This window comes from Nocardia sienata NBRC 100364 (assembly GCF_001613205.1).
GTDB classification, from domain to species: domain Bacteria; phylum Actinomycetota; class Actinomycetes; order Mycobacteriales; family Mycobacteriaceae; genus Nocardia; species Nocardia sienata.
The window spans coordinates 412,108-437,496 of the sequence record NZ_BDBX01000004.1; the positions used below are offsets into that span (position 1 = coordinate 412,108).

A 25,389-nucleotide genomic window follows, 5' to 3' on the forward strand; every position below is an offset into this window, starting at 1 on the left:
ACCGAGCGTGCGTTTCCGCCGGGCGAGCGCATTCACGCCGCGTGGGCCGGCGAGTCGACGGCCGAATAATATTCGGCGTCACCGGAGATCACGGTGCTCGGTCTACCGTCGACCCCGACCGGAATGCCACCGGACAGCGTGATCCGGGTCAACCGGCGGTGCTCGTTTCCGTCGTAGTCGTCGATCGCGTAGTGCTGGGTGGCGCGGTTGTCCCAGATCGCTACATCGCCCAGCGCCCAGTTCCAGCGAGTGGTGTTCTCCAGCCGGGTGATCCGATCCTGGAACAGCCGGAACAGAGCCTGCGATTCGGTGCCCGCCAGGCCCACGAACTGCTTCACGAATCCGCCGAGCAGCAGGGCCCGTTCACCGGTCTCCGGATGTACCTCCACCACCGGATGCTCGGTCTCGAAATAGCTCGACTCGAATTCGCGCCGGTAGGCGGTGGCACCCTCGTCGGGGTTGTCCTCGGCGGTGGCGGCGTAGTCGTACAGGTTGGTGTGCCGCGCACGCAGGTTCTCGGCCAGCAGCCGCAGCGGTTCGGGCAGCGAATTGTAGGCGGCGACGGTGGAGGCCCAGGTAGTGGAGCCGCCGTAGCTCGGCAGGACGACCGCGCGCAGAATCGACGCCTTCGGAATCCGGTCGACGAAGGTGACATCGGTGTGCCAGCTGTTCGAGCGGCCGAGGCGCGAATCGATGGCCAGGCTCTTCACCCCGGCCGATCTGACCGTCGGATGCGGGGTCGTCGGAGTGCCGAGCAGTTCCGCGAACTCGTACTGTCCGTCCTCGGTGAGGTGGTCCTGGCCGCGGAAGAAGATCACTTTGTGCTCGGCGAGCGCCGCGCGGATACCGGTCACGGTCGCCGGGGACAGGTCGCCGCCGAGCCGGACCCCGTCGATCCGCGCGCCGATATGGGTACCGAGCTTGGTCACCTGCACGGTGGTGGCGGTGTCAACAGTGTCGACGGACATGGCCGTGGCCTCTCGCTCGAATCTGACGATCGAGTGGGATGAAACCACCGCGGGGCCACCGCGCCCAGGTTTTCGGTCATCGGGATCGTAATGGGCAATCACTCGGCGAACCGGACGCCGCCCTGCTCATCCCGCCCGCGCACCCGGCCGGAGCGGCCGCTGCCGCACCGGCCGCACCGCCGGGGGCGGGCCGCCGACCCTAGAATGCGGGCCGCGGGCGGAGGCAGCCGTCGTCGGGCGAGCACACCGCCGGCGAACCCGCAACGAGAGGGAGTTATCGAGATGATCCTCGCCGAGGATCCGTTGCTGTGCGCGCCGCACCTCTATATCGACGGTAAATGGGTCGCACCGGTCGCGGGCGGGCACCGGGAGATCCGTGATCCGGCCGACGGCGCGGTGATCGCCTCGATCGGCGAGGCGGGTGAGGTGGATGGGCGGCGTGCGATCGGCGCGGCCCGTACCGCGTTCGCCACGGGCGAGTGGCCGGACACGCCGGTCGCGGAGCGGGCCGCGCTCCTGCTGCGCACCGCCGAACTCCTCACCGGATATCGCGACCGGATCGCCCGGATCGAGACACTGGACACCGGCAAAACCCTGCGCGAGAGCCATATCGATATCGACGACGTCATCGCGGTGTTCCGTTACTACGCGCAACTCATCGGCACCACCGGCGACCGGGTCGTCGAGACCGGCGATCCGGCGGTGATCAGCCGCGTTGTCCGGGAACCGGTGGGCGTGTGCGCATTGATCGCGCCGTGGAACTACCCGCTGCTGCAGATGTCGTGGAAGGTCGCTCCCGCGCTGGCGGCCGGCTGCACGGTGGTCATCAAACCCAGCGAGCTCACTCCGCTGAGCACGATCGCCCTGGTCCGGGTACTGGAACAGGCGGGGGTGCCGCCGGGTGTGGTGAACCTCGTCCCGGGTGCGGGACCGGTGGTGGGGTCGGCGCTCACCGGGGCACCCGAGGTCGATCTGATCTCCTTCACCGGCGGTGCCGCCACCGGGGCGGCCATCGCCACGCGGGCCGCCCCGCGCATCACCCGGGTGGCCCTGGAACTGGGCGGTAAGAACCCGCATATCGTCTTCGCCGACGCGGACCGCGACAGCGCGATCGACGCCGCCCTGACCGGCGCCTTCCTGCATTCGGGCCAGGTGTGCTCGGCCGGTACCCGGCTCATCGTGGAGGAGTCGATCGCCGACGAATTCGTCGCGGAACTCGCCCGGCGCGCGGGCCGGATCCGGGTCGGCCCCGGGACGGATCCCGCGTCGCAGACCGGACCGCTGGTGTCCCCGGAGCATCGCGCCGTGGTGGAGACTCATGTGGCCCGCGGTCTCGCCGAAGGCGCGGTACTGGTCGCCGGAGGCAAGCGGCCGGAGGATCCCCGGTTGGCCGCGGGCAGTTATTACCTGCCGACCGTGCTGGACCGCTGCCGGCGCGATATGCGGATCGTCCAGGAGGAGACCTTCGGCCCCGTACTGACCGTGGAGAGGTTCACCACCGAGGCCGAGGCCGTCGAACTGGGCAACGACACGTCCTACGGCCTCGCCGCCGGAGTCCGCACCGGCGATGCGGCGCGCGGCGAACGGATCGTTCGCGCGCTGCGGCACGGTACGGTGTGGCTCAACGACTTCGGCCCCTACACTCCCGCGGCCGAATGGGGTGGATTCGGGCGTTCCGGTATCGGCCGCGAACTCGGTCCCGGCGGGCTGGCCGAGTATCAGGAGACCAAGCACATCTGGCACAACACCGCACCGGCGGTGGGTGGCTGGTTCGCTCGAGTTCCCGGCGGTGCGTCGAGTAGGACAGCGGCCCGGCGCCACACCGATCGTGGCAGGCCGGGCTCGGCGCCACGACACTCGCGCCGGTCCCCCGACAGCCTGCGCGACCGCTCTAGGCTGAAGCCGTGACCACTTCCGGTTCCTCCTCCAGCACGCCCGGCGAATCCGGACCGGTGGCCCCCACGGGTGTCGGCCGCACCGCGCTGATGGTCGCCGCCGCGCGGGCCGCGGAGTCGGCCCGTGCCGACCATCTGTTCGTCGATCCCTACGCCGCCGACTTCCTGGCCGCCGTCGAGGTCGAGCAGCCCGTCGGCGGCGACGACGCGGCGCGGATGTGGGACTCCTTCAGCAGCTACCTGCCCATCCGCACCCGCTTCTTCGACGACTACATCCTCGACGCCACCCGCACCGTCCGGCAGGTCGTGATCGTCGCGGCCGGACTGGACACCAGGGCCTTCCGGCTTCCGCTGCCGCCGGAGGTCGTCGTGTACGAACTGGACACCGCCGAGATGCTCACATTCAAACAGCGGGTCCTCGACGCGCGCGGCGCGCGCCCGGCCGGCCGGCGGATGACGGTGCCGGCCGACCTCCGCGAGAACTGGGGCAGTTCGCTGGTCGCGGCCGGGTTCGACTCGTGCACTCCCACGGCCTGGCTCGTCGAGGGGCTGCTCAGCTATCTGAGCCCCGAGCACAACGACCGGTTGCTGGCCGAGATCAGTGACCGATCCGCCGCCGGGAGCCTCTTGTCGATCGAGTACCTGCACGTGGACGCGGTTGCGCTGATGGCCGCCGCGGTGGCCGGCGAATCCGGCGCGGAGCTCACCGCGATGTGGCAGGGCGGCGGTGTGGACGAGCCCGCACAGTCCTGGCTGGCCCGGCACGGCTGGGATGCCGAGGTTTCCGACACCTACGAACGCGCGGCCGCCTACCACCGCGAACTACCCACATTCGGCGACACCCTCTTGGAACGTTTCGCCGAGGCGGCCCGCAACGGCCTGGTCACCGCCCGGCGACACTGAGCGCCGGTGGGCCTGCAGCTCAGACCAGCGGCTTGCCCAGCGCCCGGCGCCGGCGCATATCGGCCAGATGCTTGTCCAGCGGGTACAGCCGCCAGCGTTCGGGCCCGAGCCGCATCACGGTACCGATCCCGCGCATGATCAGCTCGAAGGCACGTTGGCGCCGCGGGCTCCAGGCCAGCCCCAGCTCGTCCCGATACCGCTGGGGCAGGAAGCCGGTGGTGAAGAACCGGTTGACGGGCCGCAGCAGCACCCGTTCGACACGCCCGTACGGCCCCAGCTCCACGACCTGTTCCCGCAGATACCTTTTCACCTCGTCGTCGATCGAGATCTGCGCGGACTTGCGCTCCCAGTACTCGGCGAACGCGGCCCGGTCGGCCGGCCACATCTCCGGGCGCATCTGCAGCGTGGTCCCGAATCTGCTCGACTCCCGGTACAGCTCGTCGGCGTGATCGGCGTCGAGCGGGCCGTAGAGGTATTCCAATGAATCGACGACGCCGCGATAGACGCACGCGGCGACCCACAGCTGCAGTTCCGGGTCGAACGCGTTGTACTTCACCGGGCTGCCCGGCTTGGACCGGACCTGGCGATGCGAGGTGTTGGTCGCCTCGCGGTAGGCGGCGCGTTCCTCGTCGGTGCCCAGCATGGCCACCGCGAGATAGGTCAGCGTCGTGCGGCCGCGTTTGCGCGGGTGTAGATCGAACCGGCCGCTGTCCACGGTGCTCTCCACGACCCCGCGGCCCACCGGTGCCTGGCTCAGCTGCATCACCACATTGGCCGGGCCGCCGAGCAAGGCGGCGGGACCGGCCAGGTATTTGCGGCGGACAACCTCGTCGGGCGGATCGGCGCTCGATGCCGGTGACGCTGGGCGCGACATTGGACCTCCATGCAAGAATGATAGAAAGCTTCTTCCATTCTCTCATACTCTAAAGTCGCCGATGTGAATCCGCGGTACGAGATCGCCATATCGTCTACGCACGGACATTGCCCAATAAGTGAACGATCATTCTGGACCTGAGCTACCCTGGCCGAACCAATCGGCCGCCCCGGCGCCGCGTAGTCCCGCGCCCCGGTCGGACTGTTCCGTTCTCTGGAGGTGACCTATGCCGACGAACCTGCCCGCACCCCGCGCGGCGCTGCGTTCGGTGACCGAATCGCTGGCCGCGGTGAGTGTGCTGCGCCGACGCGGAATGCTCGATATGAAGCGCCCCGACGAACTGTTCCGCACGGTCCGGGACGCGCGGATCCACGGGCCGTTCGTGACGGTGCTGCGGGCCGCTGCCCGGCGCGACGGCGCGGCCGAGGCCATCGCCGACGACCGCGGCACGCTCACCTTCGACCAGCTCGACGCGCAGTCCAATGCCCTGGCCCGCGGCCTCGCCGCGAGCGGTATCGGCGCCGAATCCGTGGTGGCGGCCCTGTGCCGCGATCACCGCGGCATGGTGCTGGCCCTGCTGGGCGCGGGCAAACTGGGTGCCCGCGTCGTCCTGATGAACACCGGGTTCGCCGGGCCGCAGCTCGCCGATGTCGCCCGGCGCGAGAAGGTCGGCGCGCTGCTGCTCGACGCCGAGTTCATCGGTCTGCTCGACGCGATCCCGGCGGCCACTCCACGTTTTCTCACCTGGGGCGAATCCGGCGACACCCCCACGATCGAGGCGTTGATCGCGGCGCACTCCACCGCGGCGACCGCGCCGCCGCCGCACCCGGGCAGTACCGTGATCCTGACCAGCGGCACCACCGGGACTCCCAAAGGCGCTCCCCGGGACAAGGTTTCGCCCCTGCAATCGGCCCAGTTCCTCGATCGGATCCCGATCCCGCGCGACGACACCATGGTGATGGCCGCGCCGATCTTCCACGGCACCGGACTCTCCCAGTTCGCTCTCGGCTGGGCGCTCGGTAACAAAATCGTGTTCCGGCAGGGTCGATTCGACCCCCGCGCGACACTCGCCGCCGTCGCCGCGCATCGTGCCGCGAGCCTGGTCGTGGTGCCGACAATGCTGCAGCGCATCATCGATCTCGGCCCCGAGGTGCTCGCCGAGTACGACACCTCGTCGCTGCGGGTCGTTTTCTCCGCCGGCTCCCCGGTCTCCCCGGACCTGAGCCGCCGCACCGCCGAAGCGTTCGGTGACGTGCTCTACAACCTGTACGCGTCCACCGAGGTCGCCGTCGCGGCGGTGGCGACGCCGCAGGATATGCGGGAAGCTCCCGGCACGGTCGGCAAGCCGCCCGTCGGCTGCCGCGTCGCCCTCTACGACGAACAGCGCAACCGGATCACCACGCCCGGGGCCGTGGGCACCATCTTCGTGTCCAGCGGGCTGAGTTTCGGCGGATACACCGACGGTCGGCACAAGGAAATCGTCGACGGGCTGCTGTCCAGCGGCGATGTCGGGCATTTCGACACCGAGGGCCGGCTGTTCATCGACGGCCGCGACGACGACATGATCGTCTCCGGAGGCGAGAACGTCTTCCCGCTGGAGGTGGAGAATCTACTCGTCGAGCGACCGGACATCCTCGAAGCGGCGGTGGTGGGAGTACCCGACCGTGATTTCGGCACCCGCCTGCGGGCTTTCGTCGTCCCCGCCGCGGATGTGACGGTGAGCGAGGCGGATATCCGGGAGTACGTCAAGGCGAACCTGGCGCGCCACAAAGTACCGCGCGATGTGATTTTCCTCGACGAACTTCCCCGCAATGCGACGGGCAAGCTGATGCGGCGCCGACTGGTGGCGGCCGACGAATCCGGGTCGGCGCAGTCCACCGCGGGGAAACCGGACTGAAAGCCGCGGCGGCCCGGGCGCGGCGCGCTCAGGCCGCCAGGTCGTGTTCCGGACGGTGACGGCGGGCGTACTCGTCGACGTATTGCTGGCCGGTCCGGTCGGCGAGCGTCCGCATCAGCGCGTCGGTCGCCCGCCGGGCCCCGTGCCCGGCGGCTCCATACCGGGCCATATCGAGCGCGGGCAGGATTTCCACTGTCACCCGTCTGCGCCACCACGGGCGCCCCGGATCGGATCGGGTGCCGGTGATCGCCACCGGGAACAGCGGCACACCCGTGGCCATCGCGACCCGGACCGCGCCGGTGTGCCCCCGGTAGAGCCGGCCGTCGGGCGATCTGGTCCCTTCCGGATGGATACCCCAGACCCCGCCGCGTTCGATGATGCCGATCGCGGCGGTGAGCGCGGGTGTGGCGCCGGGCCCGCCCCGGCGGTCCACGCGGATCTGGCCGACACCCCGGAAGAACCAGCGCTGGGCCAGGCCCATGAGGCCGGGGCGGTCGAAGTAATCGGATTTGGCCAGGAAGAACACTTGCCGGCGTAGCGCCCGGGTGAGGTAGAAGGAGTCCAGCACCGCCAGATGGTTGGCGGCGACGATATAGGGCCCGCGACGCGGAAGGTGCTCGCGCCCTTTTACTTCCGGCCGTCCGAGCAGCCAGAGCGCGGGACCGATGAGGACATACCGGCACAGCCGGTAGCAGAATGCGCTCCACAGAGACATAGACATTGTCCACCCGAGCGGGTAGACAATGTCTACATGACTGCGAGCGCAACCCGGAACGCACTGGTCCAGGCCGGTGTCGACCTGCTGGAGGAAACCGGTTCGACCGAGATCGGCCTACGGGAGATCGCGCGGCGCGCCGGCATGTCACACGGTGCGCCCCGGCGCTGGTTCCCGACCCACAAGGCACTGCTCGGGGCCATCGCCGAGATCGGATTGCGTGATCTGGCACGGGCTCTCACCGAGGCCGGCGACGCCACCGCCGATATCGCCGGATGGGCGCGGGCCTATATCGAATTCGCCGCGGCCCGGCCGGCGATGTTCACCCTGATCTTCCGGCACGATCTACTCGAGGGATCCGGCGCCGGTCTGCGCTCGGTGTCCAAACCCCTGTTCGATCGGCTGCTGAACCGAGTGCGCGCCATCCACCCGGCTCCCGACCCGCTCACCACCGCCACCGCGCTGTGGGTGGGCGTGCACGGTATCGCCGTACTCTCCACCACCGGCGCACTCACCCTGGCCGCTCCCGGCGTGGATATCGACGCACTGATCGAGCGGGTGGTGCGGGACGCGCTCGGATGAACCACCGCCGCGGCGGGATCCGGACAGATCCCGCCGCGGCGATCGTCATCGGACGGAACGGGTCAACCGGAACTCCGCACGCGCCCCGTCCGAGTGGACACGAGCGAAGCCCGCTTTCTCCAGTACCCGCACCGAGGCGGGATTGACGAGTTCCACCGACGCCGACACGGTGTGCACGCCCGGTGCGGTGAGGGCATAATCGGCCAGCGCCCGGGTGGCCTCGGTCGCGTACCCGCGTCCCCGGCGCGAGGGCACGATGCCGTAGCCGAGTTCGAGGACACCGTCGACCGGGGGCCAGAACAATCCGATGGACCCGACCACCAGGCCGCTACCGCGTTCGGACACCATCCGGTGGCCGAAGCGATCCAGCCAGTGCGGCCGGACGGCGAGGACCTCCACTATCTCCCGGTCACCGTCGGCAGGGAAATCCGCGGCCCAGGCCTGGGCCCGGACGCCGGTTCGTACGGCGGTGAGATCGTCCGGCGTCCAGAGACGGAGAATCAGGCGCGCGGTGCCGATAGCGGCGGGATCGGTGTGCGAAGAATTGGACACGACAACTCCAGATCGTGGAAAAGCGATCCGGCCGCGCGAGTCAGTGGTGCGCGAACCGGGTGAGGGCAGGCTGAAACAGGCCTGGGCGGGCCATATTCATCAACCTCCTCGTCCGCCGAGCACGAATCGATCGCCGAGAGTAGCCGCAGGCCCGCGCGCGGGCAAGCCCGCATACGAGGCAGCGGAGGCCACGCATCGCGCCGAGGGGCACGCGGTGAGGATCGCCACGAACTGTCAGACCGGCGAGGCGGGTGCCGAGTACTTCGCGCGGAGTTCGGTTTTGAGCACTTTCCCGCTCGCGTTGCGCGGCAGTTCGGCGACCACCACGATCTCCCGGGGACATTTGTAGCCGGCCAGTCGCGTCCGGGCGAAGGCTTCGATATCCGCGGCGGTGGGCGGGGCGGCGGAGTCGACCGGCACGACGACCGCCAGCGGGGTCTCGCCCCATTTGGGATCCGGGACGCCGATCAAGGCGATATCGGCGACCCCGGGATGCCCGGCCAGTACGTTCTCCACCTCGGCGCAGTAGATGTTCTCGCCACCGGAGATGATCATGTCCTTCTTCCGGTCGACGACGTACAGGTAGCCGTCCTCGTCCTGGCGCACCAGATCGCCGGAATGGAACCAGCCGCCCACGAATGCCTCCGCGGTCGCCTCCGGTTTGTTCCAGTATTCCCGCATCACCGTCGGCCCACGATAGACGATCTCACCGACCTCTCCGGGCGCCACATCGTTCATCTCGTCGTCGACGATCCGGATTTCGACATTCAGGATGGGGGTACCGACCGAACCGATCTTGCGGATGGCGTCCTCCCCACGCAGCGTGCAGGTGACCGGACTGCATTCGGTCTGCCCGAACGCGGTCGACACCGAGGCCTGCGGGAAGGTTTCGATCATTGTGCGCAACAGGGTCGTCGAGGCCGGGGCCGCGCCCCAGGAGATCTGCCGCAGCGCGGACAGATCGTAGTCCGCGATCCCCGGGAGCGCGCAGATCGCCTGCCATTGCGCCGGGACGAAGAAACAGCTCGAAACCCGCTCGCGCGCCAATAGTTCGACCGAGGCGGCCGGGTCGAAACCACCCGAGGGCGTGATCACGAACGTTCCCCCGGGCAGCAGGCACATCAGGTAGCTCGACAGACCCGCGATATGGAACAGCGGCGCACCGTTCAACGCGACCCGGTCATCACCGGATACGCCCTGGTGTAGGGCGACACTGAACGCGTGCAGCAGCAGGTTGTCGTGGGTCAGCACCGCACCCTTGGGGCGTCCGGTGGTACCGGAGGTGTACATGATGTACGCCGGGTCGCGCTCGTCGACGGCCGGTGCGGCGAACGCGGGGTCCGCCTCGCGCAGCGCTACCTCGTAGTCCTCACCGTCCTCGCCACCGCTGCCCCCGATAACCAGACAGGACCGCAACCGCGGTGTCTCCCGGCGGGCTTCGGCCAGTGGGGTGGCCAACCGCGCGTCGACCACGGCCGCTGTCGCGCCCGAATCCGCCAGCAGGTAGGCGATTTCCCCGGCCACCAGCCGGAAATTGATGGGCACGCCGATCGCGCCGAGCCGGTTCGTGGCCAGGAACGCTTCCACGATCTCCATCGAGTTGAGGCCGAGAACGGCGACCCGATCCCCCGGGCCGATACCACGGGCCCGCAGGGCGCCGGCCAGCCGGGAGACGCGCTCGTCCAGTTCTCGGTAGCTTCGGGAGACTCCGGCGAACCGCAGCGCCGGGGTGTCCGGGATCTTGCGGGCATGCCGCGCCAGCTGTGCGCCGGCGGTCATTCCTCGAGATATCGGCTGTGAACTACTGGCCATGGCGGGCTCCACATCTCGGGTCGATCGATGCGAAGCGTACGCCGGTCACCTCACGCACGGACCGCATTCGCCATACCCGCCCGGACCCACCGGAACCCTCGATCAGGCCGATCCGGCCCGATCCCCCGCCGATATCCGGCCGGTGACCAGCAGCAGTATTTCGGCGATCGGCGCGGCCAGCGGAACGCCTGTTCCGGCCGACCACTCCGTATCCGTCGCGATCAGGCGGTGGCCGGCCAGTGACCCACATCACAGATTTGCGCGGTGCGGTGAGCATCGGGGAAGCATCGCGGCGAACCGGTGTCCCCATCCGGACCATCCGGTTCTACTGCGACGAGCAGCTCCTGCCTGCAGGGCGCACCAGCGGCGGCCATCGGGTGTTCACCGAGGAAACCCTCACCAGATTGACCTCGATCCAAAGGTTGCGCGCTCTCGGACTCGGTTTGACCGTGATCGCCGCGATACTCGCCGACGAGGACACCACCCGCGGCGCCGTGGCCGCCGAGCGAGTGGCGGTGGAAGCCGAACTCGGCGCACTGTCGTGGCGGCACGCGATATTGCTCGCGCTCGAGGAGACTCGCGACGAGGACCGTCGGGGGACGCTCGCGCGGCTGGCCGGGGTGGCCGAACGCGGCGCGGCGCGCGATGTACTCGTCGGCTTCTGGCGCCGCGTCCTGGCCGCGATGCCGCCGGGACTCTTCGACGAGTTCGTGGCTATGGATATCCCGGCGGTGCCGGCGATGCCCACCCCCGGCCATGTTCTCGCGGTCGCCGAGCTGACCGAATTGGCGCGCAGCGCCGAACTCGGACGGGAGATATCCCGTCAACTGTGGCTGTCCGAGCGCGAGTCGGTCCGCGACGAGCGGGCCCTGATGGCCGAGCTGGCGCACGCGCACACCGGCGCCGCACAGCGCTTACTCGACGGTGCCGACCCCGGGCCCGGCCCGGAACTGGACCTGTTCGTCGCCGCGCATGCCGGGGCCCGGGGCTGCCGGGACACGCCCGCCTTCCGCCGCCGGCTGGCGGCCGGCGCGACCGGCCATCCAGCGGTCACCCGGTACTGGCTGCTGACCGCCCGGGCGCTCGGCACCCCGCACACCACCGGAGCCACCCAGGATTGGCTGCACACCGCTCTCGGCCGGTCGCTGGAGCCGCGCGGCGGGTGACCGGAGCCGACGCACCGGCGCAGTCAGGTGCGCCGGTCCCGCTACGGGCGCGGTGTCGACAGCACCGCGCCGCACGAACCAGTGGTTCGCGCGGCGCAGGCAGGGGCGGAGCGGCGGCGTCAGTTACCCGGGCGCGGAACGTCCCCGCGCCAGCCCCCGGTCTCCTGGGGCCGGGATTCGATGAAATTCTTGAACCGCTCCAGATCGCCCTTCACCCGGCGATCCAGCAGGCCGACCTTGTCGGCAACGTTCTCGGCGAGCCCCTCCGGATCGATATCCATCTGGGTGATCACCCGGGTGGTCGAATCATCGATACGGTGGAAGGTCACGACACCGGCGTGCTCCGGACCGCTGACCGAGCGCCAGGCGACCCGCTCCTCCGGATGCTGCTCGGTGATGGTGGCGTCGAATTCACGCTCGGCGGGGCCGACCTTGATCTTCCAATGCGTATGCGTGTCGTCGATCTGGTCGACTCGTTCGACACCCTCCATGAAGTGCGGGAACGACTCGAACTGCGTCCACTGGTTGTACGCGGTGCGAATCGGTACCTTGACCTCGGTGGACGCGGTGACAGTGCTCATGGGACAACAACCTCCCTCGGGTCCGGTGACCGCTGCCGCCGTGGTTCGGCGGCACCGGCCGGCCGGGCAGTCGGCTTCGGTACGTCGAGCGGCTACCCCGGCCCCGGGGGCACAAACCCCGCTGTCGAAGATCGGGTCGGCGGATTGACCGGACGGATTCGGGGAAGCCCGGCTTCGACAGGTACACAAACTCTTTCGAGGAGGTGGACCGTGGGCACCGTCGCCACGACACACACGAGCCGTCGACCGGCCGCCATGATGACGACCCGGTTCGGGCGTCCGGGGTCCGCGCGCTCCCTACTGATCGCCTGGATGGCCCTCATGGCCTTCGTCAGCTTGGCGCTGGCCCTGCTCTGACCGCCCCCGCACCCGCGGCCGGGGTCAGTAGGCGCCTTCGCCCCTGGCGACCGCCCGCAGGGTGCGGGCGATGATCCGCAGGTCCAGCAGCATCGACCAGTTCTCCACATAAGAGATATCCAGTTCCACCGATTCCTCGGGGGACAGGTCCGAGCGGCCGCTGACCTGCCACAGTCCGGTGATCCCGGGGCGCACCAGCAACCGCCGGCGCATCACGCCGTCGTAGGAGTGGACCTCGCGACGGACCTGCGGTCGCGGTCCGACGACGCTCATATCGCGGAACAGCACATTGAAGAACTGTGGTAGCTCGTCGAGGCTGTATCGGCGCAGGAACCGGCCCACCGGGGTCACCCGTGGATCGTCCTTGAGTTTGAAGAACAGCGGGTTGCCGCCGTGGGCGCTGATCAGTGAGGCGGCTTCCCGGTCGGCCCGCACGTACATACTGCGGAACTTGATCATCCGGAACGGTTTACCGTCCATCCCGATCCGCTCCGAAAGATAGAAGACCGGCCCGGCGCTGGTGAACTTGACGGCGGCGGCCAGTACCAGCAGTACCGGCGCGATGGCGGTGAGGACCAGCGCGGAGAAGCACAGATCGAACACCGCCTTGCCGAACGAGAGGGCCCGGTCGTACTGGGGCCGTTCGATGTGCAGCATCGGGATACCGGCCAGCACCTGGCTCGACATCCGGGTGCCGGAGATGTCCATGATTCCGGGGGCGACGATGAGTTCGGTGCCGAACGCGTCCAGGTCCCAGGCCAGTCGGCGGATATCGCGGGGGCCCAGCCGGTCGGTGGCCATGACGACGACGGTATCGGCGCCGATGCGACGTACTGCGCTGCGCACCGACCGGTCGTTGCCGACGATCGGGATATCGCGCTGCCCCACTCGCAGAGTGGCGGGTTCGTCGAGCGCGTCCCCGGTGGGGGTGCAGACCCCGACGACGTGATAGCCGTGCATCTCCTGCGCGGACAGCGCGGTCGCGACGGCACGGGCGGCGTCCGGACTGCCGACGACCAGGACCGAGCGGCGATAGCGGCCCAGCGCCCGGCGCCGCACCGCGTGCGCGCGCCACAGCGCCCGGGTCGACATCAGGCCGAGCAGACCGAGTGGGAGCGCGATCACCAGGTGGGCATGCGCGATATCGACGCGCAGGATCAGCGAGACGATCGCGATCGTGCCGAACAGCTGGAGGGTGGCCGAGAACAGCCGGCGGTATTCGTCGGCGCCGGCGCCCACGGTATGGGGCGAACGGGAGCCGTTCCAGCCCAGCAGAATCGACCAGCCTGCCGCGATGCCGAGCGTGAGCGCGGTGGTGCGCGGCTCGAATTCCCAGCCCAGGGAGTGCCCGGGCGCGATGCTGAACAGTTGCGCGCACAGGGCCGCCGCGGTGACCACCGCGATATCGGTCCGGGCGAGCCGACGGACATATCCGGCACGCCAGGAGTCCCGGTCACCGGGATTCGGCAGGTGCAAATCGACCGCGCCACCGACCACACGGAGATCCAGAACCATGAAACGTACCCGCTTGAACTTCGAACGACCGTGCCCCGGCTGTCGTGCGCGACAGCAGATCACACGCTTTTTCCAGGAAGCCCGGCCTTCGAAACACGTAGGCCGGGCCGATCTTGTTGCAGAAGTATTGCCCCCATCGACGCCGGGCACAAGTGCTGGAATCGGAATTACCACCGGAGGAGGCTCCACATCGGTGCCGAATACCGGGAAAGGGCCCATTTCGGTTGTCCACCATCGTTATCCGGGCGCCGATCGTTACAGGGTTTGCTGAACATATGCCATAGGTCACTTCTACGTAAAAGTCCGCCCGGACCGTGTCGCAGATGCGCCGAATCGGTGCTATTTTTTCCGTCGATCGGCAGAGAGAAGATGCTTCTCGGGGCTGCGGGGCGCCGCCGATGTACGTGACCGTTCGAGTGGAGCCCGAGTGCATTGTCGTTTGTGTGAGTCGTCCCGGCTGACCAGTGTTGTCGACCTGGGAGCGACACCTCCTTGCGAGAGTTTCCTCTCCGAGGATCAGCTAAACCTGCCGGAATCCACCTATCCACTGCATCTGCGGGTGTGCGTGGACTGTCTGCTGCTGCAGATCCCGGCGCTCATCACGCCCGAGGAGACCTTCACCGAATACGCCTACTTCTCCTCCTATTCCGAGTCCTGGATGCGGCACGCACGCGAGTTCACCGGCGCGGCGGTCACCCGGCTGGGGCTGGGCCCGGATTCATTCGTGGTGGAGGTCGCGAGCAACGACGGCTACCTGCTGCGCAATGTGGTGGCGGCCGGTATCCGGTGCCTGGGCATCGAACCCTCGGCGAACGTCGGCGCCGCCGCACGGACGGCCGGCGTGCCGACACTGACCGAGTTCCTGACCGAGGATTCGGCCCGGCGGGTTCGCGCCGAATACGGTGCCGCGGACCTGGTGGTCGCGAACAACGTGTACGCCCACATCCCCGACCTGCGCGGTTTCACCCGCGCGCTGCGCACACTGGTCTCCGAGGACGGCTGGATCTCGATCGAGGTACACCACGCGCTGAATCTCGTCCGGCACGGCCAGTTCGACACCATCTACCACGAGCACTTCCAGTACTACACCCTCGCCTCGGCACAGCGGGCGCTGGCCACGGCCGGGCTGGCGGTCGCGGATGTGGAAACACTGCCGACCCACGGCGGATCCCTGCGTATCTGGGCGCGGCCCGAAGCGGTGGCCGAACCGTCGCCGCGGGTGGCGGAACTACTGGCGATCGAGGCGGATACCGGTCTGCACACCGTCGAGGGCTATCGGTCCCTGCGCGAACAGGCCGAACGGGTACGCCAGGACCTACTGCGCTTCCTGCTCGACCAGAAAGCTGCCGGCCGGCGGGTGGTCGGCTACGGCGCGCCCGGTAAGGGCAACACCCTGCTCAACTATTGCGGTATCCGCCCCGACCTGCTCGAGTACACGGTGGACCGCAACCCCTACAAGCACGGCCGATACACCCCGGGCACCCGCATACCGATCCATCCCCCGGAGCGGATCGCCACCGACCGACCCGATTTCGTACTGGTGCTGCCCTGGAATCTGGAGATCGAACTCACCCGGCAGCTGCGTCATATCGGGGAATGGGGTGGACAGCTGGTGTTCCCGCTGCCCACCGTCCGGGTGGTCGCGCCGAGCCCGGCGGAGGTCGCCGCGCGATGAAGGTCGTGTTGTTCTGCGGTGGGTACGGAATGCGGATGCGCAGCGGGGAGAACGACAGCCCGCCCAAACCGATGCAGATGGTGGGCCCGCGTCCGCTGATCTGGCATGTCATGCGCTACTACGCGCACTTCGGGCATACCGAATTCATTCTCTGTCTAGGCTACGGCGCCCACCACATCAAGAATTTCTTCCTGACCTATCAGGAGACGATGTCCAACGATTTCGTCATCCGCGACGGCCGGGTCGAATTACTGCACTCCGATATCGCCGACTGGACGATCACCTTCGTCGATACCGGCCTGGAATCGGCCATCGGGGAAAGGTTGCGCCGGGTGCGCCCCTACCTCGAGGGCGACCAGATGTTTCTGGCCAACTACTCCGATGTGCTCACCGACGCCCCGCTGGACCTGATGATCGACCGGTTCACCGCCTCCGGCGCCGCCGCGTCGATGATGATCGTGCCGCCGCAGTCGTCGTTCCACTGCGTGGACGTGCTGCCCAGTGGTGAGGTCAAGCAGATCACCGCGGTCGGCAAATTGCCGATCTGGGAGAACGGCGGCTACTTCGTACTCACCCAGGAGATCTTCGATCATCTGCCGGAGGGCGGTGACCTGGTGGAGGACAGCTGCGGGGCGTTGGCCGCGCTCGGCCGGCTCTACGGGTACCGGCACGACGGCTTCTGGAAACCGGCCGATACGTTCAAAGAACGCGCCGAACTCGACGCCGGATACCACCGGGGCGACCGCCCGTGGATGGTCTGGGAGCGGGCCGCTTCGTGATCACTCTCGCACCCGCGCGACTCACCGAGGTCGCGCTGCTCGGCGCGCACTGCGACGATATCGCCATCGGGATGGGCGCGACCCTGCTCACCCTGACCCGCGGAAATCCGGGACTCCGCGTGCGGGCGCTCGTCCTGTCCGGCGGTGGTACCGCCCGCGCGGCGGAGGAGAGCGCCGCCCTCCAACGTTTCTGCGTGGACGCCGATCTGGACCTGACGGTGCTCGACGTGCCGGACGGGCGGGCCCCGGCGCACTGGGACCGGGTCAAGAGCGCGCTCGCCGGATTCCGGCGCGATACCGACCCGGAGCTCGTCTTCGCCCCACAGCGCGGCGACGCCCATCAGGACCACCGCCTGCTGGCCGAACTGGTGACCACGGAATTCCGTGATCATCTGGTACTCGGCTACGAAATCCTCAAATGGGATACCGATACGCCCCGGCCGGTCGTCCTGCATCCGGTGGCACCGGAGATCGCCGCGGAGAAGGCCCGGCTGCTGGCCGAAAGCTATCCCTCCCAAGCCCACCGCGACTGGTTCGACGAGGCCGCGTTCCTCGGCCTGGCGCGAATCCGTGGCGTGCAGTGCCACAGCGAGTACGCGGAGGGGTTCGAACTTACCAAGGCCGTCCTCGATCTGGGAGGTGTGTAGGAGTGCGCGTTCTCGTCACCGGTCATCAGGGTTATCTCGGCACCGTCATGGTTCCGGTGCTGCGGGCCCGGGGGCACGAGGTGATCGGACTGGACGCCGGCTGGTTCGCCGACTGCGTCCTGGGTCCCGCACCGCAGGACCCGCCGGGACACGCCGTGGACCTGCGGGATGTGACGATCGAGCAGCTCGCCGGCTTCGACGCCGTGGTGCACCTCGCGGCACTGTCCAACGATCCGCTGGGCGCCCTGGTCCCCGAGATCACCCACGACATCAACCATCACGCGTCGGTGCGGCTGGCCCGGCTCGCCAAGGAGGCCGGGGTGCGCCGCTTCCTGTATGCCTCCACCTGCTCGGTCTACGGCGCGGCCGGCGACGGGCTGGTCGACGAGAGCGCACCGCTGCGCCCGCTCACCCCCTATGCCGAGAGCAAGGTGCGGGTGGAAGACGATCTGGTGGCGCTGGCGGACGACCGTTTCGCACCGGTGTTCCTGCGCAATGCGACGGCGTTCGGGTTCTCGCCGCGGCTGCGTGCCGATATCGTGCTCAACAATCTGGTCGGCCATGCCGTTCTCGACGGCGTGGTGAAGGTGCTCTCGGACGGCACGCCGTGGCGGCCGCTGGTGCACGCCGTGGATATCGCCGAAGCTTTCGCGGTCTGCCTGGAGGCGCCGGTCGCGGCGATCCACGCCCGGGCCTACAACATCGGCACCGAGACCAACAACTGCACCGTCGCCGAGATCGCGCAGGCCGTCGCGGACGTGGTGCCCGGCTCCGAGGTGCTGATCACCGGGGAGTCGGGGGCCGATCCGCGCTCCTACCGGGTCGATTTCGGCGCGGCGCGCCGGGAGCTGGGGTTCGAGGCGCGCTGGAGCATTCCCGAGGGGGCCGCGCAGCTCTACGCCGAGTACACCGCCGGCGGATTGACCGCGGCCGATTTCTCGGGCCGTTTCGTGCGCCTGGCGCGGTTGCGGCAACTGGGTGAATCGGGCGTGGTGGACGAGACGCTGCGGCGGGTCAGGACCGGTGTGTGAGGTGTGTTGTCAGCAGTTCCCGCCAGCTGCCCGCGGCCCGGTCACGGGCGGAGACCAGCGTGACCTCCTGTGGCCAGCTCAGCGCCAGATCGGGGTCGTCGTAGGCGACGGCGAGGTCCTCGGCCGGATCGTGCGGGCGGTCGATGCGGTAGCACACGTCCGCGGTATCGGTGAGCGCCTGGAAACCGTGCAGGAACCCCGCAGGTACGTACAGGTGCCGGAACTCCGCGTCGTCGAGCAGGAACGCCTGGCTGCGACCGAAGGTGGGCGAATCGGGCCGGATATCGACGAGGATGTCGTGCACCGCGCCGTGCGCGCAGCGCACCAGTTTGGCCTCACCGCGCCCGCCGCGCCCGTGCATACCGCGCACCACCCCGCGCGCCGACCGCGACTGCGAATCCTGCACGAACGCCGCGGACGCGCCGGGACCGAGGTGGGAGTCGAAGATCTCGGTGTCGAAGGTGCGGGTGAACAGGCCGCGGGCATCGCGGAAGGGTTCGGGCACCAGGATCAGCACATCGGCGAGGTCCGCCTGTTCGATTCGCACCGGGTGATGGTGCCATGAGCGGACCCGATACGGCGCGCGGCGGACGCGCGGCCCTGCTCGAGCCACCGCCGGCCGACCCACCGGGTTGCCGGGCCTGCCGTGGCGCGGAGCTGGTGACGGTACTGGATCTCGGGGCGATGCCGGCGGCGGATCATTTTCCGCCGGCGGATACCGCCCCGCTGCCGGAGGAGGCCGCCCACCCCCTGTCGATGGTGCTCTGCCGCGGCTGCGGGCTGGCGCAATTGGCGCACGACGACACAGTCACCGCCGAACCGCGCGGCGTGGAGCCGCGGGCTCTGCGCGATCAGGCCGCCGACGCGGTGGCGCGGGTCGCCGACGCCGGCCTGCTGCGGGGCCGCACCGTGTGTGAGTTCGCCAGCCCGCACGGAGGCAGCTGGCTGGAGTTGCTGGCCGAGCGCGGTTTCGCCGTTTCCGGCGGACCCGCCGATGTGGTGCTGGATTCGTTCGGTCTCATGCACGACCGCGATCAGGCGGCGGCCGTGGCCGGCCGGGCGGCGGCCACGGCGCCCACCGGCGTATTGCTGCTGCAGTACCACCCGCTGCACACGATCGTGACACAAGGTCAGTGGAACGCGCTGCGGCACGGCCATTTCGCGTACTACTCCCTGTCCGCACTGCGTGAGCTGCTACGCGGCGCCGGAATGTCGGTGGTGGACGCGTGGGACTTCGACCTGTACGGGGGCACAGTGCTGCTGGCGGCGGTGCATGGCACCGCCGAACCCGGTGCGGCGGTGCGACGGGTCCTGGACAGAGAGGCCGCGACGGCCGAACCGGCCGCGCTGCGCGATCTGCAACGAGCGGCCGACCGGCACACCGAGAGCCTGCGCGCCACACTGGAAACCGCGGCGGCGCGCGGCGAGCGTGTCTACGCCTATGGAGCGGCCTCGCGCGCGGTGGCGTTGTTCTGCCGGGCGGGGGTGCGGCGTGAGCTGCTGGCGGGGGTTGCCGATGCGGCACCGGCCAAACAGGGCCGGCGGATGCCGGGGACGGACGTACCGATCATCGCCCCCGCCGACCTCGTCGCCGCCAGTCCCGATCGGGTGCTGCTGACGGTCCCCGACCTGCTCCCCGAGGTTTCCGAGTGTTTCCCGGAACTGGCCGGACGCTGGTTCACCGACGAGCCGGCCGGCCCGGTGCGGGAGCGGCCCATCCGGTAGTACCCACAGCCCTCGGGCGTGCGGACCACTGCTCCTTCGCACCCCGGACGGTCCCTCGAAACCACACGTTCCGCCGATCGGAGCGCACCGATCCACGGACAGAAAACCGTTGCCTCGGATACGCCGGCATCCCCCGGCGTACCCCTCCCATTCCATCGAAAGGATCACCAGTGGTCAGCGTGTCGATCTGTGTCCCGGCCTACGAGGCCGCGCGGACACTCGAACAGACGCTGCGTTCGATTCTGAGTCAGGATGTCGACTTCGAACTGCTGGTGCTCGACAACGCGAGCACCGACGCCACCGGCGAGATCGCCGCGTCCTTCCACGATCCGCGGATCCGGGTGGAACGCAACGCCACCACGCTGGCTATCGGCGACAACTGGAATCGCGCGATCGCGCTGTCCACCGGAGACCTGGTGAAAGTGGTTTGCGCCGACGATATCCTGTTGCCGGGTTCGCTGGCCGCACAGCTCGAGGTGATGGCCGATCCGGCTTTCGCCATCAGCTCCAGCCGTTTCCAGGTGATCGACGAACAGGGAGAACTGGTGGAGACCGGGCTCGGCCTGCCGGGTCTGGACGGAGTCCGCACCTCCCGAACACTGGCCCGCACCATCGTGCGGCGCGGCCCCGCCGATTTCGGCCCCACCGCCGCCGCGATGTTCCGGCGCGAACACTTCGACCGGGTCGGCGGACTGCGCGGAGACCTGGTGTTCCCCATGGATGTCGATCTGTTCGCGCGGGTCGGGCAGTTCGGACTGTTCTTCGGTATGCCCGAGGTGGCGGCGGCCTGGCGGGCCTCGTCGTTCAATCTCTGCGCGCGCACCTCGACGGTGAGCAAACTCAGCGAGACCCTGCGTTTCCACCACCGCCTGGCGCGGGACTGCCCGCTGCTGGTCTCGCCCGTGGATGTGACCATCGGCGATCTGCGGCTGGCGCGGACGGCGCTGGAGCGATTGGGGGTGCGGGCGGCGCAGTTCGCCCGGGCCCGGATCGGATCGCGCCGATGAGCGCGACGGCCGCGCCGCCGCGGGTCCATATGACCGGCTCGGAGTGGTTCGGGGCCGCGGCGGGCGGGCTGAACCGCTACTTCACCGACCTCTTCGCCGCACTGACCGACCGGCCCGAGATCGAGGTCTCGGCCGCCGCGTTCGGCGACGCGCCGGCGGGTGGGCTGTCGTGGGGACCGGTCGGGGGCTCCACGTGGCGTCGCGCGCGGACCGCGTACCGGGACGACCGGCCCGCCGCATCCGGCCGGACGACCGTGCTGGACCGGCATTTCGCGCTGTACGGACCGCCCGCTGCCGGCACCCGGCATCTGGTGGTGCACTTCCACGGGCCGTGGGCGGCGGAGAGCCGGGCGGCCGGCGGCAGTGCGCCGGCCGCCGGCGTGAAGTACGCACTGGAACGGCTGCGCGCCCGGCCGGCCGATCGGTTCGTCGTCCTGTCCGAGCACTTTCGGGACCTGCTGGTGCACGACTACCGGGTACGACCGGATCGGGTGGCCGTGATCGCGCCGGGTGTCGACCTGGACCGGTTCCGCCCCACTCCCCTGCCCGACGCCGCGCCGCTGGTGCTGTGCGTGCGCCGGCTGGAACACCGGATGGGTATCGATGTGCTGTTGCGGGCCTGGCCCGCGGTGCGGTCCGCCCATCCGGAGGCCCGGTTGGTACTGGTCGGCACCGGTACGGCCGAGGCATCGCTGCGCGCACAGGCAGGCGATCCGGGATCGGGCGTCACCTTCACCGGGCGGATCACCGACGCCGAACTCACCGGCTGGTACGGGCGGGCCACGGTCACCGTGGTGCCGTCGGTGGCGCTGGAGGGTTTCGGGCTCATCGCGCTCGAATCGCTGGCGGCGGGCCGCGCGCCGGTCGTCACCGCGTGCGGCGGCCTGCCGGATTCGGTCCGCGGCCTGGACCCGTCGCTGATCGTCGCCCCGGGCGATGCCGGCGCGCTGGCCGCCCGGCTGGCCGCCGCGCTCGACGGCGCGGTTCCCGACCCCGGCCGCTGCCGGGCGCACGCCGAGACCTTCTCGTGGACGGCGGCCGCAGACCGGCATATCGCCCTCTACCGGGAGCTGACCGGATGATCCGCGCCGTGTTCCTCTCCCATACCGCCGCACCTTCCGGTGCCGAACTCGCGACACTGCGGCTGCTGACCGCGTTGCGCGCGGGCGGCACGGTGGACGCATCCATGCTGCTCACCGCCCCCGGGCCGCTGGTCGACCGGTTTCGCGCCCACCGGATACCGGTCACGGTATGCGGCAACGCGTTCGACAGCCGCTCGCTGACCGTCGGCGGCTCCGGGCCGCTGCGGTTGCTCGCCGGGGCGGCCGGCCTGGTGCGGCTCGGTGCCCGGCTCGCGACGATCGTCCGCGCCGAGGGCGCCGATGTGGTGGTCGCGCAGAGCACGAAGGCCCTGCTGATGGGTGCCGTGGCCGCCCGGCGCGCCGGAGTGCCGCTGGTATGGCAGGTCCACGACCGGGTCAGCGGCGAATATTTCGGCCGCGTCCTGGCGTTCGCGCTGCGGGCGCTGGGCTGGACGGTCGCACGCGGCATCGTCGCCAACAGCCGGTCCACCCTGCGCACCCTCTACACCCGGGGCCGGGTCGCGGTGATCGCCCACCCGGGCGTCGAGCCCTTCGCGACCCCGCACCGGGCCGCCCAGCGCGATCCGGACGCGGTACGTATCGCCATGGTCGGACGCCTCACCCCGTGGAAAGGGCAGGAGGTCCTGCTGCGGGCACTCCCCCTCCTGCGCCACAGGCCCGCCGACGTCCAGCTGGTGGGCGGCACGTTCTTCGGCGAACAGGACTACCGCGCGCGACTGGAGCAGACGGCCGCCGCGCTCGGACTGCCGGTCGAATTCACCGGTCACGTAGACGATCCGGGCCCCTACTTCGCCCGGGCCGATATCGCGGTGCACTGTTCGGTGCTCGCCGAACCCTTCGGACAGGTGGTAGTGGAGGCCATGGCCGCCGGGTGCGCGGTCGTGGCGGCGGACGCGGGGGGTCCGGCCGAAATCCTGCGGCCGGAGGTCGACGGCCTGCTGACCCCACCCGGCGACCCCGCCGCGCTCGCGGCCGCGCTGGACCGGCTCATCGCCGACCCTGGACTGCGCAGCCGGCTGGGTGCGGCAGCGCGGGAACGCAGCGCCGATTTCGGGATCGCGGCCACCGCCCGGGCGGTTACCGGGCTGCTCGAACAGGTCACCGGCCGGGGGGCGGGGCGCGCACGATGAACCTCGCCGACCCGCACACCATTCCGATCCGTATCGTCCACCGCCACTATCCGGTGTCGGTGGACGGCCTGCGGGTTCCCGACTACGACCTGCCGACCGAGATCATCCCGGCCTTCTCCGACTGGCCGACCGAGAAACTGCCGGTGATCACGACGATCCCGCCGGCGGAGGCGGGGCCGCGGACCAGGGCGGCGCGGCTGCGGGAGCTGGCGACGGTCCTGCGCGATATCGCCTATGTCAGCTTCGGCAAATACGGCCAATACCTGGTTACGGTGGCGACACTGCCGCTGATCGCGCGGCTGCTCGGCGCCTCCGGCATGGGACTGCTGGCCATCGGGATGTCGGCGTACTTCCTCGGCTCGCTGATCGTCGACCTGGGTATCACCTCCTACCTGGCCGCGCGCATTCAGGAATCCGGTACCGACCGGGAGGTGGTGAACCACACCCGCGGCACCTACCTGGCGATCCGCGGCGGCATCCTCGGCGTGCTCGCGGTGGCGCTGGTGACGGCGGTGCCCGCGGGCGCGCCGGACTACCTGGGCATGGTGCTGCTGGGATTGTTCGTCGGCGGCTTCTGGTCGATGTCGGAGGACTGGGTGCTGATCGGCCAGGGCCGGTTCGGCGCATCGACGCTGTACCAGTCGATCGCGCGGGTGGGTTATCTCGTCGCGCTGCTGACCCTGCTGCCCCGGTTCCCGACCGCCGCGATGGCGATGCTGTGCCTGCTCGCCTCCTCGGTGATCAGCCTCGCCCTGACCTGGTGGGACACCTGGCGTGCGTTCGGTCCGCCCGGTCGTCCGCGCGGGGCGTGGAAACTGATCCGCGCGGCATTGCCCGTTGTCACGGGAAGGCTGCTGACCACCAGTTACGGGCAGGGCGCGGCCGCCGTCTACGGCGCGGTGCTGAACGCGGCATCGCTCGGCCTGTACTCCGCTGCGGACCGATTGGTGCGGGCGGTGCAGTCGCTCCTGGACCCGATCGGTTTCGCGCTGCTGCCGCGGATGGCCAAACGTAGTGGTGAGCAGCGGTTCTGGCCGGACGCGCTGCGCGCGCTCGGGGTCTGTGTGGCGGCGGCGTGTGTCGCGACCGCGGCGCTGTGGGTGGCGGCGCCGCTGGTCATCGGGCTGGTGTTCGGCGACGAGTTCGGCGGCGCGGCCGGTGTACTGCGGCTGGAGGCACTGATCCTGCCGGCCACCACCGTCACCTCGTTCGTCACCACCGCGGTCCTGCCGGTCCGGCAGGACACCGTCGGAGTGCTGATCGGTTCGGCCACCGGCACCGTCGTGGCGGGCTGCGCGCTGCTGCTCACCCTGCGCACCCATTCGGTGTGGACGCTGGCGGCCGGGATCGTGGCCGCGGAATTCGCGGTGGCGATCTGGTATCTCGCGCGGATGCGCGCACTGATCGTGCGGGAACGCACCGCGGGCGCTGCGCTGCCCGATGGTGCGCAGAGGAGAGGGACGCGATGAGGATTCTGTTCGTCGGCGACGACTGGCTGGGCAGTAACGCCCGCTCGCTCGCCGAGGGGTTCCGCCGGCTCGGCCACGAGGTGATCGTGGTCGACTCCACACCGGTGACCCTGCCGCCGCGGCTGTCGCCGTCGTGGCTGTACGCGAAAACCGGTGAGCGCCGGGCGCCGTGGACGGTGGACCGGGTGCACACCCGGCTGGAGCGGGCCGCCGCCGAACTACACCCGGACCTGGTGTTCGGTTTCAAATCGGTGTATCTCGACCAGGCCCGGTTGCTGGAGATCCCGGCGGCGCACCATGTCCACTACAGCCCCGATGACGTCTCGAATCCGGCCAACACCACCGCGGACTATCTCGCGCACGAGTCCGAATGGGACATGGTGGTCACCACCAAACGCCACAACCTGCCCGAACTCACCGGCCGCGGTGTCTCCCGGACGCTGTTCGTACGCAGCGCCTACGATCCGGCCTGGCATCATCCCGCGGCCCGGCGCGGAACCCGGCAGTTCCTGGTCGGTTTCATCGGCGCCTGCCGCCCGGACCGCCGGCCCGGCATGGTGTCGCTGGCCCGCACCTACGGGTCCCAGCTGCTGGTACGCGGGCCGGGCTGGCGGCGGGTACGCCAGTTGCAGACCACCCGCGCGGCGGTCGCGGGACCGGTGTACGGCGAGGATTTCGCGATCGCGGTGGCGTCGGTGACCGCGAACCTGGTGCTGCTCAACTCCGCCAACCGCGACACCCACACCTGCCGCACCTTCGAGGTGCCGGCCTCGGGTGGGTTGTTCGTCGGCGAGCGCACCGACGAGCACGCCGAACTGCTCGACGACGGCACCGAGGCCTTCCTGTTCTCCAGCCGCGACGAACTCGACGAGATCCTGGAACGCTGTGCGCTGTACCCGGATCAGGCGGCCAAGACCGCCGAGGCCGGGTACCGCCGGATCATCGAGGGCGGTCACACCTATACCGACCGGGCGAAGGAGATCCTGCGTGCGCTGGACTGAACCGC

General features: G+C 69.6%; 24 protein-coding genes. 16 read left to right on the plus strand and 8 right to left on the minus strand.

All coding sequences use genetic code 11. From position 1 onward, the window contains the following. Positions 1–32: 32 nt before the first annotated feature. On the minus strand, positions 33–968 hold the full coding sequence (locus NS4_RS04955) for a TauD/TfdA dioxygenase family protein (RefSeq protein ID WP_063058243.1): 936 nt from the start codon (positions 966–968) through the stop codon (positions 33–35). A 282-nt stretch (positions 969–1,250) separates the two neighbouring features. Between NS4_RS04955 and NS4_RS04960 the strand changes: the two genes are divergently transcribed. Together NS4_RS04960 and NS4_RS04965 are read left to right on the plus strand one after the other, a co-directional pair. Then, entirely contained in the window at positions 1,251–2,876 is a 1,626-nt protein-coding gene (locus tag NS4_RS04960) for an aldehyde dehydrogenase family protein (RefSeq protein ID WP_084486752.1), read from the plus strand. Beyond that, positions 2,873–3,766 carry an SAM-dependent methyltransferase gene (locus tag NS4_RS04965; RefSeq protein ID WP_063058244.1) on the plus strand — a complete coding sequence of 298 codons (894 nt, stop codon included), beginning with the start codon at positions 2,873–2,875 and terminating at the stop codon, positions 3,764–3,766. The genes NS4_RS04960 and NS4_RS04965 overlap by 4 nt, the downstream gene beginning before the upstream one ends. Positions 3,767–3,785: 19 nt before the next feature. On the opposite strand, the gene NS4_RS04970 is transcribed toward NS4_RS04965, so the two are convergent. Next, positions 3,786–4,640 carry an oxygenase MpaB family protein gene (locus NS4_RS04970; RefSeq protein WP_063058245.1) on the minus strand — a complete coding sequence of 285 codons (855 nt, stop codon included), beginning with the start codon at positions 4,638–4,640 and terminating at the stop codon, positions 3,786–3,788. Positions 4,641–4,866: 226 nt separating this feature from the next. Here NS4_RS04970 and NS4_RS04975 point away from each other — a divergent pair, with 226 nt between their 5' ends. Further along, positions 4,867–6,537 (plus strand): acyl-CoA synthetase, encoded by a 1,671-nt coding sequence (locus NS4_RS04975; protein ID WP_063058246.1) that lies wholly within the window; start codon positions 4,867–4,869, stop codon positions 6,535–6,537. A 28-nt stretch (positions 6,538–6,565) separates the two neighbouring features. Here the strand turns inward: NS4_RS04975 and NS4_RS04980 are convergent, their stop codons facing one another. After that, positions 6,566–7,252 (minus strand): lysophospholipid acyltransferase family protein, encoded by a 687-nt coding sequence (locus NS4_RS04980; protein WP_063058247.1) that lies wholly within the window; start codon positions 7,250–7,252, stop codon positions 6,566–6,568. 36 nt (positions 7,253–7,288) lie between these two features. On the opposite strand from NS4_RS04980, the gene NS4_RS04985 reads away from it, so the two are divergent. Further along, a complete protein-coding gene (locus tag NS4_RS04985; protein WP_063058248.1) occupies positions 7,289–7,834 on the plus strand; it encodes a TetR/AcrR family transcriptional regulator in 546 nt (181 codons plus the stop codon). Between the two features lie 45 nt (positions 7,835–7,879). Here NS4_RS04985 and NS4_RS04990 read toward each other — a convergent pair whose 3' ends face one another. Together NS4_RS04990 and NS4_RS04995 are read right to left on the minus strand one after the other, a co-directional pair. Beyond that, positions 7,880–8,386: a GNAT family N-acetyltransferase gene (locus NS4_RS04990; protein ID WP_063058249.1), complete on the minus strand. Its 507-nt coding sequence runs from the start codon at positions 8,384–8,386 to the stop codon at positions 7,880–7,882. Positions 8,387–8,620: 234 nt separating this feature from the next. After that, positions 8,621–10,198 (minus strand): long-chain-fatty-acid--CoA ligase, encoded by a 1,578-nt coding sequence (locus tag NS4_RS04995; protein WP_063058250.1) that lies wholly within the window; start codon positions 10,196–10,198, stop codon positions 8,621–8,623. A gap of 239 nt (positions 10,199–10,437) precedes the next feature. Here NS4_RS04995 and NS4_RS05000 point away from each other — a divergent pair, with 239 nt between their 5' ends. Beyond that, complete coding sequence (locus NS4_RS05000) at positions 10,438–11,364, plus strand: helix-turn-helix domain-containing protein (protein WP_063058251.1); 927 nt, start codon at positions 10,438–10,440, stop codon at positions 11,362–11,364. Positions 11,365–11,483: 119 nt separating this feature from the next. Here NS4_RS05000 and NS4_RS05005 read toward each other — a convergent pair whose 3' ends face one another. Then, positions 11,484–11,945 carry an SRPBCC family protein gene (locus tag NS4_RS05005; protein WP_063058252.1) on the minus strand — a complete coding sequence of 154 codons (462 nt, stop codon included), beginning with the start codon at positions 11,943–11,945 and terminating at the stop codon, positions 11,484–11,486. 210 nt (positions 11,946–12,155) lie between these two features. Between NS4_RS05005 and NS4_RS31995 the strand changes: the two genes are divergently transcribed. Next, on the plus strand, positions 12,156–12,302 hold the full coding sequence (locus NS4_RS31995) for a hypothetical protein (protein WP_157105890.1): 147 nt from the start codon (positions 12,156–12,158) through the stop codon (positions 12,300–12,302). A gap of 24 nt (positions 12,303–12,326) precedes the next feature. Here NS4_RS31995 and NS4_RS05010 read toward each other — a convergent pair whose 3' ends face one another. Next, positions 12,327–13,817, minus strand: a complete 1,491-nt coding sequence (locus NS4_RS05010; RefSeq protein ID WP_063058253.1) for a sugar transferase — start codon at positions 13,815–13,817, stop codon at positions 12,327–12,329. 427 nt (positions 13,818–14,244) lie between these two features. Here NS4_RS05010 and NS4_RS05015 point away from each other — a divergent pair, with 427 nt between their 5' ends. Genes NS4_RS05015 through NS4_RS05030 form a run of 4 tightly spaced genes read left to right on the plus strand, consistent with a single transcriptional unit; the run spans position 14,245 to position 17,949 of the window. After that, positions 14,245–15,492 carry a class I SAM-dependent methyltransferase gene (locus NS4_RS05015; protein ID WP_063058254.1) on the plus strand — a complete coding sequence of 416 codons (1,248 nt, stop codon included), beginning with the start codon at positions 14,245–14,247 and terminating at the stop codon, positions 15,490–15,492. After that, complete coding sequence (locus NS4_RS05020) at positions 15,489–16,271, plus strand: glycosyltransferase family protein (protein ID WP_063058255.1); 783 nt, start codon at positions 15,489–15,491, stop codon at positions 16,269–16,271. Before NS4_RS05015 ends, NS4_RS05020 begins: the two co-directional genes overlap by 4 nt. Continuing rightward, a complete protein-coding gene (locus NS4_RS05025; protein WP_063058421.1) occupies positions 16,268–16,918 on the plus strand; it encodes a PIG-L deacetylase family protein in 651 nt (216 codons plus the stop codon). Before NS4_RS05020 ends, NS4_RS05025 begins: the two co-directional genes overlap by 4 nt. A gap of 2 nt (positions 16,919–16,920) precedes the next feature. Beyond that, positions 16,921–17,949 (plus strand): NAD-dependent epimerase/dehydratase family protein, encoded by a 1,029-nt coding sequence (locus NS4_RS05030; RefSeq protein ID WP_063058256.1) that lies wholly within the window; start codon positions 16,921–16,923, stop codon positions 17,947–17,949. Here NS4_RS05030 and rfbC read toward each other — a convergent pair. After that, on the minus strand, positions 17,933–18,496 hold the full coding sequence (gene rfbC / locus NS4_RS05035) for a dTDP-4-dehydrorhamnose 3,5-epimerase (RefSeq protein WP_063058257.1): 564 nt from the start codon (positions 18,494–18,496) through the stop codon (positions 17,933–17,935). The two genes, NS4_RS05030 and rfbC, sit on opposite strands and share 17 nt — an antisense overlap. A 14-nt stretch (positions 18,497–18,510) precedes the next feature. Between rfbC and NS4_RS05040 the strand changes: the two genes are divergently transcribed. From NS4_RS05040 to NS4_RS05065, 6 genes are all read left to right on the plus strand, one after another. Continuing rightward, a complete protein-coding gene (locus tag NS4_RS05040; RefSeq protein ID WP_084486755.1) occupies positions 18,511–19,674 on the plus strand; it encodes a class I SAM-dependent methyltransferase in 1,164 nt (387 codons plus the stop codon). Between the two features lie 170 nt (positions 19,675–19,844). Continuing rightward, entirely contained in the window at positions 19,845–20,681 is an 837-nt protein-coding gene (locus NS4_RS05045; protein ID WP_063058258.1) for a glycosyltransferase family 2 protein, read from the plus strand. Between the two features lie 29 nt (positions 20,682–20,710). Beyond that, positions 20,711–21,763: a glycosyltransferase family 4 protein gene (locus NS4_RS05050; RefSeq protein WP_063058423.1), complete on the plus strand. Its 1,053-nt coding sequence runs from the start codon at positions 20,711–20,713 to the stop codon at positions 21,761–21,763. Further along, entirely contained in the window at positions 21,760–22,914 is a 1,155-nt protein-coding gene (locus NS4_RS05055; RefSeq protein WP_063058259.1) for a glycosyltransferase family 4 protein, read from the plus strand. The genes NS4_RS05050 and NS4_RS05055 overlap by 4 nt, the downstream gene beginning before the upstream one ends. Further along, on the plus strand, positions 22,911–24,383 hold the full coding sequence (locus tag NS4_RS05060; protein ID WP_084486758.1) for a lipopolysaccharide biosynthesis protein: 1,473 nt from the start codon (positions 22,911–22,913) through the stop codon (positions 24,381–24,383). The genes NS4_RS05055 and NS4_RS05060 overlap by 4 nt, the downstream gene beginning before the upstream one ends. After that, entirely contained in the window at positions 24,380–25,384 is a 1,005-nt protein-coding gene (locus tag NS4_RS05065) for a CgeB family protein (RefSeq protein WP_063058260.1), read from the plus strand. The genes NS4_RS05060 and NS4_RS05065 overlap by 4 nt, the downstream gene beginning before the upstream one ends. The last annotated feature ends 5 nt before the right edge of the window (positions 25,385–25,389 follow it).

Bases quoted from the DNA above. Each gene is read 5' to 3' on its own strand.
- NS4_RS04955 (WP_063058243.1), bottom strand. From the start codon at position 968: ATGTCCGTCGACACTGTTGACACCGCCACCACCGTGCAGGTGACCAAG.
- NS4_RS04960 (WP_084486752.1), top strand. From the start codon at position 1,251: ATGATCCTCGCCGAGGATCCGTTGCTGTGCGCGCCGCACCTCTATATC.
- NS4_RS04970 (WP_063058245.1), bottom strand. From the start codon at position 4,640: ATGTCGCGCCCAGCGTCACCGGCATCGAGCGCCGATCCGCCCGACGAG.
- NS4_RS04975 (WP_063058246.1), top strand. From the start codon at position 4,867: ATGCCGACGAACCTGCCCGCACCCCGCGCGGCGCTGCGTTCGGTGACC.
- NS4_RS04980 (WP_063058247.1), bottom strand. From the start codon at position 7,252: ATGTCTCTGTGGAGCGCATTCTGCTACCGGCTGTGCCGGTATGTCCTC.
- NS4_RS04985 (WP_063058248.1), top strand. From the start codon at position 7,289: ATGACTGCGAGCGCAACCCGGAACGCACTGGTCCAGGCCGGTGTCGAC.
- NS4_RS04995 (WP_063058250.1), bottom strand. From the start codon at position 10,198: ATGGCCAGTAGTTCACAGCCGATATCTCGAGGAATGACCGCCGGCGCA.
- NS4_RS05005 (WP_063058252.1), bottom strand. From the start codon at position 11,945: ATGAGCACTGTCACCGCGTCCACCGAGGTCAAGGTACCGATTCGCACC.
- NS4_RS05010 (WP_063058253.1), bottom strand. From the start codon at position 13,817: ATGGTTCTGGATCTCCGTGTGGTCGGTGGCGCGGTCGATTTGCACCTG.
- NS4_RS05020 (WP_063058255.1), top strand. From the start codon at position 15,489: ATGAAGGTCGTGTTGTTCTGCGGTGGGTACGGAATGCGGATGCGCAGC.
- NS4_RS05040 (WP_084486755.1), top strand. From the start codon at position 18,511: ATGAGCGGACCCGATACGGCGCGCGGCGGACGCGCGGCCCTGCTCGAG.
- NS4_RS05050 (WP_063058423.1), top strand. From the start codon at position 20,711: ATGACCGGCTCGGAGTGGTTCGGGGCCGCGGCGGGCGGGCTGAACCGC.
- NS4_RS05055 (WP_063058259.1), top strand. From the start codon at position 21,760: ATGATCCGCGCCGTGTTCCTCTCCCATACCGCCGCACCTTCCGGTGCC.
- NS4_RS05060 (WP_084486758.1), top strand. From the start codon at position 22,911: ATGAACCTCGCCGACCCGCACACCATTCCGATCCGTATCGTCCACCGC.
- NS4_RS05065 (WP_063058260.1), top strand. From the start codon at position 24,380: ATGAGGATTCTGTTCGTCGGCGACGACTGGCTGGGCAGTAACGCCCGC.